This window comes from uncultured Lutibacter sp. (assembly GCF_937891065.1).
Lineage (GTDB): Bacteria > Bacteroidota > Bacteroidia > Flavobacteriales > Flavobacteriaceae > Lutibacter.
In genome coordinates, this window is the sequence record NZ_CALAEQ010000021.1 from 1 (window position 1) to 9,687 (window position 9,687).

Here is a 9,687-nt window from a genome sequence, read left to right on the forward strand (position 1 = left end):
ATTTATTGCTCATTTAAATGGTTTGAATTTATTAATATTGGTGTTCTAAAAATAGCTTAAAGAAATACATGAAAAAACCTCGTAATCTTATACTTATTATTGCTGCTTTTTTTTCTATTTATGTGATTTGGGGTTCAACTTATTTACTTAATAAAATAGCAGTTACTGAATTGCCACCTTTTATGCTTGCTTCAATGAGATTTATTACTGCAGGCATATTAATATTTATAATCGCAAAAATTATGGGATTTAAACTTTCCATAACTCGAAAACAATTGTTTAATACAACTATAGCTGGTTTCTTATTTTTAAGTTTTGGTAATGGTGTAATTGTATGGGCGCTTAAATATGTTGATAGTGGTTTTGCCGCTCTTGAAGTTTCTGCACAGCCTTTAGTGGTTTTATTATTAATGCGTGCTATTGATGGAAAGAAAATTCAATTAATGTCTATAGTTGGTGTTATTCTTGGTATTATTGGTGTTTACTTATTGGTAAGTCAAAAAGAGATAGTGACTCATGAATATACAATGATAGGAGTAGTTATGATATTTGTTTGTATGGTTAGTTGGAGTTATGGTAGTTTATTTGTAGCAAAAGCTGATTTACCATCAAACTATTTTGTAAATACGGGTTATCAAATGATTACAGGAGGGATAATGCTATTAATTGCAAGTTTAGTATTTGGAGAAGTTTGGATTTTTCCGTCAGAATGGAGTCAGCCAGTTCAATTAGCTATGGTTTTATTAATTATTTTTGGAGGAATTGTTGCATTTACAGCATTTAATTACCTTTTAAAAACTGTTTCTCCTGAAAAAGTTGCAACTTCAACCTATGTAAATCCAATAATAGCAATGGCTTTAGGTTGGTATTTTTTAAATGAACAAATTACTACCCAATCTATAGTAGCTGCAACTATTCTGCTTACAGGTGTTTATTTTATTAATACCAAAAAAAAGATGGTTCTTTTTTCAAGGTTTAGAAAATAATTGGGAAGTTTGTTTTTTAGCATATTTTATTAATAAAAAAAGACAGTAATATTTACTGTCTTTCCTTAATTTCTTTTGTAAAGTATCATACATTAAAATTATTTCGGTTTAATAGTAACTCCTGTTTTTGGCTTAATAGTAATACCTGTTTTTGGTTTAATAGTGATACCTGTTTTCGGTTTAATAGTGATACCTGTTTTAGGTTTAACACCTTCGTTTTCTAGATTAGACATCTCATTTTTTTTTAGTTAATATTTTACTATATTAGTAAAAAATTTTAATTATTCCTAATATTAGTGATTGTATATTGTTGTATGTGTAATACTTATGTAAAAAAATGAATATAAAGAATTTCATAAAAGAGTGTCACAATAAAGAAGTTTTTAAAAAACTTTCTATATATATTGTAACAAGCTGGGTGCTTCTTCAAGTGTTAGCTGTTACTATAGAGCCATTGGGACTTCCTCAAAAATTAGTAACATATTTTATTATTTTAGTATTATTCGGTTTTCCTGTAAATGGATTTTTAGTATGGAAATATCACCTGATAAATCTAGATTACGAGAAGGATGCTTTTGATGAACAAGGTAATTTAGTTAAAAGAGAATTGAAAAATAGCCCTTTTCAAAAAATGTATTTTTCAGTGTTAATAATTATTAGTATTCTTTCATTTCTGTCCATAGTATTAATTATTAATAATAGTATTGATACAAATAGTTATTCTCAAAGCGTAGAAAAAAGTGATAAAATTGCGGTACTTAAATTTGGGAATAATACAGGAGACAAAAAATATGATATTGTTAGTAAAATGACTGCAGATTGGGTAATTCATGGAATTACAGAAAATAATGTAGGTCAAGTTGTTTCTCCAGAAATTGTTGAAAATTATTTGGGTCAAATAAATACACCAACTAATCTTACACCTATAAATAATGAAAAAATTATTAAAGAATATTTTAATGCTGGAAAATTAATTTCTGGAAATTTTTATTTAAAAAACGACAAACTATTATTTCAAGGCTCTATAACTGATGGGGAGAAAAATATTCAATTAATATCATTTAAATTAGTTGAATGTGATTATGATTTACCACTTGAATGTATAGAGAAGTTGACACAACTTATTTTAGGTTTTTTAATTACGGAAGAAAATAAAATTTTAAGTTTACAAGAAGATTTACCTCCTAATTATGAAGCTTATAAATACCTTATTGATGCTAAGGAAAATTTAGCTAATCCAAAATTATATGTTGACTTACTTAATAAATCAATAGAAGCTGATTCAAACTATTTTGAGCCTCAAGTGTTAAGAGTAGCTCATTATTATAATGTTGGTGATTTTAAAAAATCAGATTCATTAAGAAAAATAATTACCCCAACATCATTCACAAATCGTAGGCAACAGAATTTATTAAATATGTATGAAGCTTTATTGAATGGTACAAACGATAAAGTTTATTATTATTTGCAAAAAGAATATTCAATAACTCCTTTTGATTTATTGTCTAATTCTAGTAATATGACAATTGCACTTCAATTTGTGAATAAGCCTGATGATGTTGATGCAATATTTAAAGAAATATCAATGAAAGGGATGGAAGTTGAAAATTGTGAGTATTGTGAGTATAGAATTTATGTAAAAGCTTTATCAGACATTGAATTAGGAAATTACAACACAGCCATAGAATTATTAGTCGATATCAATGAAAAAATAGATAAAATTAATTTAAAAAGACCATTATTCACAGCGTTAATTCGTTCAAATGATTATTTAAAAGTTGATGAATTTATGTCTAAATTTGAGTTGTCAAGCAGTTTAAAAGATATTCAAGAATTGTATTTGCATATTGGAAAAGAGTATTTATTAGTAAATTTGAAAGAGAAAGCTACTATTTATTTTGATAAATTAATTTTATCAAGTAAAGAAAATGATGATTATGGAAACCTTGCCTTAGCTCATTTCTACACAAAAAATTATAGTAAAGCAGTAATTCAATTACAGAAAAACCTTATTAAAGATCCAAACAATGTTGACCTGCTTTCCAAATTAGCAAGTAGTCAATATGTTATAGGTGATACTGCTAAATCAAACGCTACACTAAGCAAGCTAAAATTATTAAAAACAGCATATCAATATGGATCAATTGATTATGCTTTAGCACAATATTTTGCAATAGTAGGTGATAAAAAAGAAGCCTCAAAACAGTTATTAAAAGCAGTTGCTCATGGCTATTTGTTTACACCAACATCTTATATGAACGATCCTGTTTTTATTTCTTATTTTCAGGATAAAGGATTTAAAGATATTTTAAACTTTTGGCACTAACTAACTAACTAACTAACTAACTAATCAAATAAAAAAATATGGTTTTACAAGATTCCACAGAAAATATAAATAAGGCATGGACAAATTTCGAATTTATAAGCAATGTCATTGGTCATCTCATATGGCCAATGACATTGCTTATCTTATTCTTGGTTTTTAGAAAGCATTTTGCAAATATTATGAAAAAGTTAAGCGGTATTGATGCAAGTTCTACAGGGATTTCATTAAAGTTTGACCAGCAAATTGATGAAGCTATTCAAAATAATTTAGCTTCTAATACCACTGCAATAATTTCAAAATCAGGAATTCAAATTGGAGAAAAAAAAGTGAATGATATACCATTGACTCCTTTTCAACAAATACTAGGTATTAGAGATGAATTAAACCATCGTATTTTTTTAAAATCACAAGAGAGTAACATAGTCACTGAACATAAAACGAGTATTCAACTTAAAAATGAATTATTAGACCTAGAAGCTATTTCACAACAAGAAGGAAAACTATTTCAAACACTAATTGATTTAACAAACTCAGTTGATAATACGATTAATCAATCACAAGTTAATAAGGTTCAATTATTATATATTAATCTAAAATTATAAAATTTATGGCAAAGTTAAATAATGCATATGCACTTTTAATTGGTGTAGGAGATGAAAAATTAGGCACTGTTAATGATGCAACTGATATTTATAATTTATTAGTAGATGAAACCCTAGCGGGCTACCATCCAGAGAATGTTATTTTAGTTAGTGGAATTGAATCTACCCGAAAACACATATTAGACGCGTTTGATAAGCTTCAAAAGGTAACTAATGAGGATTCTTCAATTTTTTTATATTATTCAGGGCATGGAGGTTATGGATTAGATCAATATTTTATTCAACCTTATGGAATGAAAGATGGCATGTCAGCTGAAGATGTTGAAAAAGCTTGGGTAAGTGCATCAGAATTAAAAGATAAGTTAAACAGTTTAAATTCTAAACGATTAATTTTCTTTTTGGATTGCTGCCATGCTGAAGGAATGACAAAAGGAAATTTTTTAAATCAAAAAGGTGATGCTAAAAATAAATCAGCTGTTAGAGCAAAGAGTTCTCAAGTAGCGGATGGTATAGGTCAGAAAATAGATAATGAGCGTGGGGTTTCAATTATTTCATCGTGTAGAGAAGACCAAGAATCCTTTCAACTTGACGACAGGAATAGTTTATTTACAAAATATTTATTAAAAGCTATTAAAGGAAATCATAAGTCTCATTTTGAGGAACCATTTATAAGAATTTATGAGGTATTGGGTTATTTACAAAAGGAAGTACCCAGGGAAGCTAAAGAAAAAGGTTTAGATCAAAATCCTTATGTGAACCTTCAAAACTATGATAATTTTGTACTTAGTTATGTGCCAAAAGAAATTAGAGAATCACTTTCAATAGAAAAAATAGAAAATTCAGAAAAAATAGCGAGCAAAGCATTAAAAGAAGTTGTTACATCATATAGAGAAACAAAGGAGTCTAATAATTTGTTGCTTTTTGTTCATGGTTTTTCGGGTGAAGCAGCTGATACATTTGGGATTATACCAGAATTATTGATGAAAGATGAAAAAATGAATGGTTGGGATATGAAACCTTTAGGCTATTCACAAAATGTAAATCCTGAATTTGGGAAAGATATTTGGGCAGGAGTAGGTGATATTGATAAGATTTCAGATTATTTAGTGACATCATTTAAATATAAATTTGATAAATATGACAGAATTGCAATTGTAGCACATAGCTTAGGTGGCTTAGTTGCTCAAAAAGCAATCATAAACCTTACTGAGGAACTTAGGAGTAAGATTTCTCATTTAATTTTAATAGGGTCACCTAACAACGGTATAGACTCATCAATACTCACAAATTTATTTCATAATAAATACCAACAATTAAGTAGTCAAGGTAAGTTTATTGTAACATTAAGAAATGATTGGGAAAGTATTTTTAAAAACCAATACACTTTTAAATTGAAAATTGCTGCTGGTACTAAAGATGAATATGTAAATAACGACTCATGTTTTGGTCCTTTTTCTGAGGAATATTGTGAAACAGTTGAAGGTAGTCATTTGTCAATGGTAAAACCAGAAAATGAACATGATGACTGTTATCATCTTATTTTAAGCACTCTAACAGATAATGAGTTTTACAATCAATATACGAATAATGAAGAAATTAATTTGGCTCTTGGTAAATATGATGCTGTTGTTAAAAAGTTATTACCCATAGTAAATTCTATAGATCTCAATGGTTTAAAGCAACTAACTTTTAGTTTAGAAGGATTGGATAGAAAGGAAGATGCATTAGAAATTTTAGAAAACCACCCGTTAGCAAAAGGTAATATGGAATTATTTGGATTAATAGGAGGAAGGTATAAAAGGTCTTATTTAAAATCCTATTCAAAAGGAGATGGAGATAGTTCATTTAAGTATTATAATAAGGGTTTAAATGAAGCTGTTGCTGAAAATAATTTCAATCAAATATATTATCAAGCTATTAATCTGGCATTTTTGAGTATTGTAGTTAATGGTGATGAAACTGAAATGCTCAAATATGCAAATCAGGCCTTAGAAGCTACTAAAAGTTGTAGAGATAATTTATGGAAATATGCTACAATTGCAGAAGCAAATTTGTATCTAGATAATTTAGATATTGCGAAAGAATATTATAAAAAATCATCAGAAATGGCGGGGATAAGAGAAAAAATTTCTATGTATACAAATGCCTATAAAGCATATGTATGTTTAATGAAAACGGATAATCCGGATGATGATTTTATTAAATTTTTACATGATAGTTTTTTAACATAAATCTTGATATTTAACACATTTAATTAAGTTAAAATATATTTACTATATTGGTACTTAAATAATTAAACTACTACTAACTAAAATTATTTAATATGTCTTCGAATACTATTTTTATTAGCTATTCTCGGAAGGATTCAGATTTTGTGACAAAATTCACAAAGAATTTAAGAGATGCAGGTGCCAATTTATGGCTTGATAAACAAATAAAACCTGGTGGTCATTGGGATGCTTCCATAGAATCTGCTTTAGAAACCTGTCAGGACGTTTTATTAGTTTTATCTAAAAACTCAGTGAATTCAAATAATGTTATGGATGAAGTTTCATATGCATTAGAAGAAAATAAACGAGTAATTCCAATAAAAATTGAAGAATGTGATGTTCCGTTTAGATTAAGGCGTATTCAACATATAGATTATCATTTCGATGAAGCAAAGGGAATGGAAATTCTATTTAAAGCATTAAATCTAAATGCAGAAAATAGTTCAACTAAAATTGAGCCAGCAATTAAAAAATCAGCTGTAGAACTAAAAAAGAAAGAAGTTAAAACTGTTAAATCTCCAGTAATTGAGAAGAAAGAGATAGTTGATAAAAAAAATGAACTAAAGTTTAAAAAGAAAGGGTTTTTAAAATATGCGATTGGGGCATTCATTGTGATAATAGCGCTAGTATATTTTACCACTGGAAATGAACCAGAAAAAGAAATACCAGAAGACACCTCAAAATCTATTGAAACTAATAGTATAAATGAAGCAATAGTTGTTAGCGATAGTGATGATTGGAACAGAATTAAAGAAAGTATTGTTATTGCAGATTTTCAAACTCATCTAAAAAATCACATAGATTGCTCTCATATTAATGAAGCTAATGGTTTAATACAAGTTTTACAAGAGGTTGCCGACGAAGAAAAAGAATGGCATAGAGCTATTTCAAAAGATAATACAACTGATTATTTAAATTATATTATGGATTATAAAAAAGAAGGAATTTTTTATGAGGATGCATTGGATAGTTTAGATAAATTCTTTGTTACTAGCGGATTTGTACAATTTTCATCCTCAACAGGAGAACTCTATTTTTCAATATTTGAAGGAAGCACAGATAATATTCCACAAATTGGGGACTTAATTTTCGCTAATTCACAAAGAAATATTCACAAGGGGCCTTATGGAACATCAAATTTTGGGATTAATATTCATACAACTAGTGTTGATGAAGTATTTAAAGTAAAAAATGTTCAAATGAGCGGAAGATCATTTTGGGTCGAAGTATCTTTTTAAGGGAATCCTAATTTACTCTCTAACTTTAATATCAATATGAACTTATAAAAATTGATACCACTTATGAACAATATTTATTCATTGAGTACAATAATTCTTTAATTATTTTTTAAATATAGTAAGTCCTTTCAATAATTAAAGATGGGTTTATTGCTTAATAAAATTATTTTTACACACTACATCAATTTTTAAAACAAAACACAAACACTACAGTGTAATTGTAATGTAATAATCAAACACTACTAATGAGTTATAAAATGATATATATCAGTTATATATGAATTTTTTAAACACTACTTAAGTTTTTTATAAATAACACTATGATTGATATCATACCAATAAGTGTGTTTTTATACTTAACTTTGAGTTTAAAGTAATAACATAAAATTTATAGTAATGATAAATATATTTAAAACTTCAAAATCTGTAGCATTAAGTATTGATGATTTTTTTGATAAAATTGATTTTGGAATTTTAAATTTTAAAAAGGGTATTAATAGTTATATAAAAGGTAATAATGAAGAATTTGATATAAACTTAAAAACACTTAATTTTTTAGAGAAAGATGCTGATTCAATTAAAAGAAAAATTGAGAATGAATTTTACCTACATTCTTTAATGCCAAATTACGCAAGTGATATCTTAGATTTATTAGAAAGTGTTGATGATATTATTGATAGATCAAAGGATGTAATAAATCAATTTGATGTTGAAAAACCACATTTACCAGAAGAAATAACAAATGATTATTTAGAATTGGTTAGTTTATCAGTAAAATCTGTAGAAAATGTAATTCCTGCTGCAAGAATTTTTTTCACATCACCAGATCAAGTTAAAGAAAAAATTCAAAAAGTGCTATTTTATCATAGAGAAACAGATGTGCTATCCAATAATATTAAGCGTAAAATATTTCAAGAGATGGACACCTTAAAGCTAAGTGAAAAAATTCATCTGCGATACTTTACACTACATATAGAGCAAATTTCTGATGCTGCTAAAATTGTGGCTCAAAAATTATCCTCTTTAGTTATTAAAATAAAAATGTAGTAAAACACAAATATCTTATAGAATGTTTTTATTTTTTCTTACAAGCGGACTTTTTTTAGGATGGACATTAGGTGCAAATGATGCTTCTAATGTTTTTGGTTCTGCTGTAGGTTCTAAAATGATTCGTTTTAAGCAAGCCGCAATAATTGCATCAATTTTTGTGGTATTGGGAGCCGTAATACAAGGTTACGGAGGGTCTGAAACTTTGGGAAATTTAGGTTCTGTTAATGCTTTAGGTGGTGCATTTACAGTGGCACTAGCTGCTGGAATTTCAGTTTTTTGGATGACAAAATTGAAGCTTCCAGTTTCAACTTCACAAGCTATTGTTGGTGCAATTATAGGTTGGAATTTTTTCACAGAAAACCCAACAGATATTAATTCACTAACAAAAATTGTAACAACTTGGATTTCAGGTCCAATTTTAGGAGGAATATTTGCTATTTTACTTTTCTTGTTATTGCAGTATATTTTAAAGAAGAGTAAAATTCACTTAATAAAGTTAGATGGTTATATAAAATTTGGGCTTTTAATTGTTGGCGCATTTGGTTCCTATAGTTTAGGAGCAAATAATATTGCGAATGTTGTTGGGGTCTTTGTTCCTTCAGTGCCAAATATAATTTTAGATTTTGGCTTTTTCACACTTAATGGAATGCAGTTATTATTCTTAGCTGGAGGATTATCTATTGCTGCCGGAATTATAACATATTCTCAAAGAGTAATGTTAACCGTTGGGAATTCACTTATGAAATTAAATGCTGAAACAGCGATTGTTGTTGTACTGGCTCATTCATTAGTTTTATTTATTTTTTCATCACAAAGTTTATCAGATTTATTTGTACGAATTGGTCTTCCGGAAATTCCTTTAGTACCTGTATCTAGTTCACAAGCAATAGTAGGAGCTATATTAGGGATAGGATTATTAAAAGGAGGAAAAAATATTCAAATAAAAGTAATAGCTAAAATAGTATTAGGTTGGATTGTAACACCTATAATTGCAGGTTTAATTGCCTTTTTTGCGTTATTTTTTATGAGTAATGTATTTAATTTAAAAGTATCTGAAAACACTTCAAAATATATAAAAAGTGATATAACTATTAAGCAAAATAATAATTACATAGATTCTGATAAAACAAAAACAATCACTGAATTTGATTCTAAAACTAATGAAGTAACAAAACTTAACATCTATAAACCCGTAGTAATTATAGTAATTGTGCT

General features: G+C 27.6%; 8 protein-coding genes. 7 read left to right on the plus strand and 1 reads right to left on the minus strand.

From position 1 onward, the window contains the following. The first annotated feature begins 68 nt into the window (after positions 1–68). Entirely contained in the window at positions 69–986 is a 918-nt protein-coding gene (locus Q0352_RS01520) for an EamA family transporter (protein WP_299522502.1), read from the plus strand. 98 nt (positions 987–1,084) lie between these two features. Here the strand turns inward: Q0352_RS01520 and Q0352_RS01525 are convergent, their stop codons facing one another. Beyond that, positions 1,085–1,219, minus strand: coding sequence for a hypothetical protein (locus Q0352_RS01525; RefSeq protein ID WP_299522505.1), 135 nt, complete (start codon positions 1,217–1,219; stop codon positions 1,085–1,087). 104 nt (positions 1,220–1,323) lie between these two features. Here Q0352_RS01525 and Q0352_RS01530 point away from each other — a divergent pair, with 104 nt between their 5' ends. From Q0352_RS01530 to Q0352_RS01555, 6 genes are all read left to right on the plus strand, one after another. Continuing rightward, positions 1,324–3,312, plus strand: coding sequence for a hypothetical protein (locus tag Q0352_RS01530; RefSeq protein ID WP_299522508.1), 1,989 nt, complete (start codon positions 1,324–1,326; stop codon positions 3,310–3,312). Between the two features lie 179 nt (positions 3,313–3,491). Beyond that, a complete protein-coding gene (locus Q0352_RS01535) occupies positions 3,492–3,914 on the plus strand; it encodes a hypothetical protein (protein WP_299522511.1) in 423 nt (140 codons plus the stop codon). Between the two features lie 5 nt (positions 3,915–3,919). Next, complete coding sequence (locus tag Q0352_RS01540; protein WP_299522514.1) at positions 3,920–6,145, plus strand: caspase family protein; 2,226 nt, start codon at positions 3,920–3,922, stop codon at positions 6,143–6,145. A 92-nt stretch (positions 6,146–6,237) separates the two neighbouring features. Next, complete coding sequence (locus Q0352_RS01545) at positions 6,238–7,422, plus strand: toll/interleukin-1 receptor domain-containing protein (RefSeq protein WP_299522517.1); 1,185 nt, start codon at positions 6,238–6,240, stop codon at positions 7,420–7,422. A gap of 396 nt (positions 7,423–7,818) precedes the next feature. After that, a complete protein-coding gene (locus Q0352_RS01550; protein ID WP_299522522.1) occupies positions 7,819–8,469 on the plus strand; it encodes a DUF47 domain-containing protein in 651 nt (216 codons plus the stop codon). A 22-nt stretch (positions 8,470–8,491) separates the two neighbouring features. Continuing rightward, positions 8,492–9,687: inorganic phosphate transporter (locus tag Q0352_RS01555; RefSeq protein ID WP_299522525.1), on the plus strand; the 1,196-nt coding region annotated here is incomplete at its 3' end.

What these genes read in the sequence shown, in the direction of transcription:
- Q0352_RS01520 (WP_299522502.1), top strand. Translation starts at nt 69, where the DNA reads ATGAAAAAACCTCGTAATCTTATACTTATTATTGCTGCTTTTTTTTCT.
- Q0352_RS01525 (WP_299522505.1), bottom strand. Translation starts at nt 1,219, where the DNA reads ATGTCTAATCTAGAAAACGAAGGTGTTAAACCTAAAACAGGTATCACT.
- Q0352_RS01530 (WP_299522508.1), top strand. Translation starts at nt 1,324, where the DNA reads ATGAATATAAAGAATTTCATAAAAGAGTGTCACAATAAAGAAGTTTTT.
- Q0352_RS01535 (WP_299522511.1), top strand. Translation starts at nt 3,492, where the DNA reads ATGAAAAAGTTAAGCGGTATTGATGCAAGTTCTACAGGGATTTCATTA.
- Q0352_RS01540 (WP_299522514.1), top strand. Translation starts at nt 3,920, where the DNA reads ATGGCAAAGTTAAATAATGCATATGCACTTTTAATTGGTGTAGGAGAT.
- Q0352_RS01545 (WP_299522517.1), top strand. Translation starts at nt 6,238, where the DNA reads ATGTCTTCGAATACTATTTTTATTAGCTATTCTCGGAAGGATTCAGAT.
- Q0352_RS01550 (WP_299522522.1), top strand. Translation starts at nt 7,819, where the DNA reads ATGATAAATATATTTAAAACTTCAAAATCTGTAGCATTAAGTATTGAT.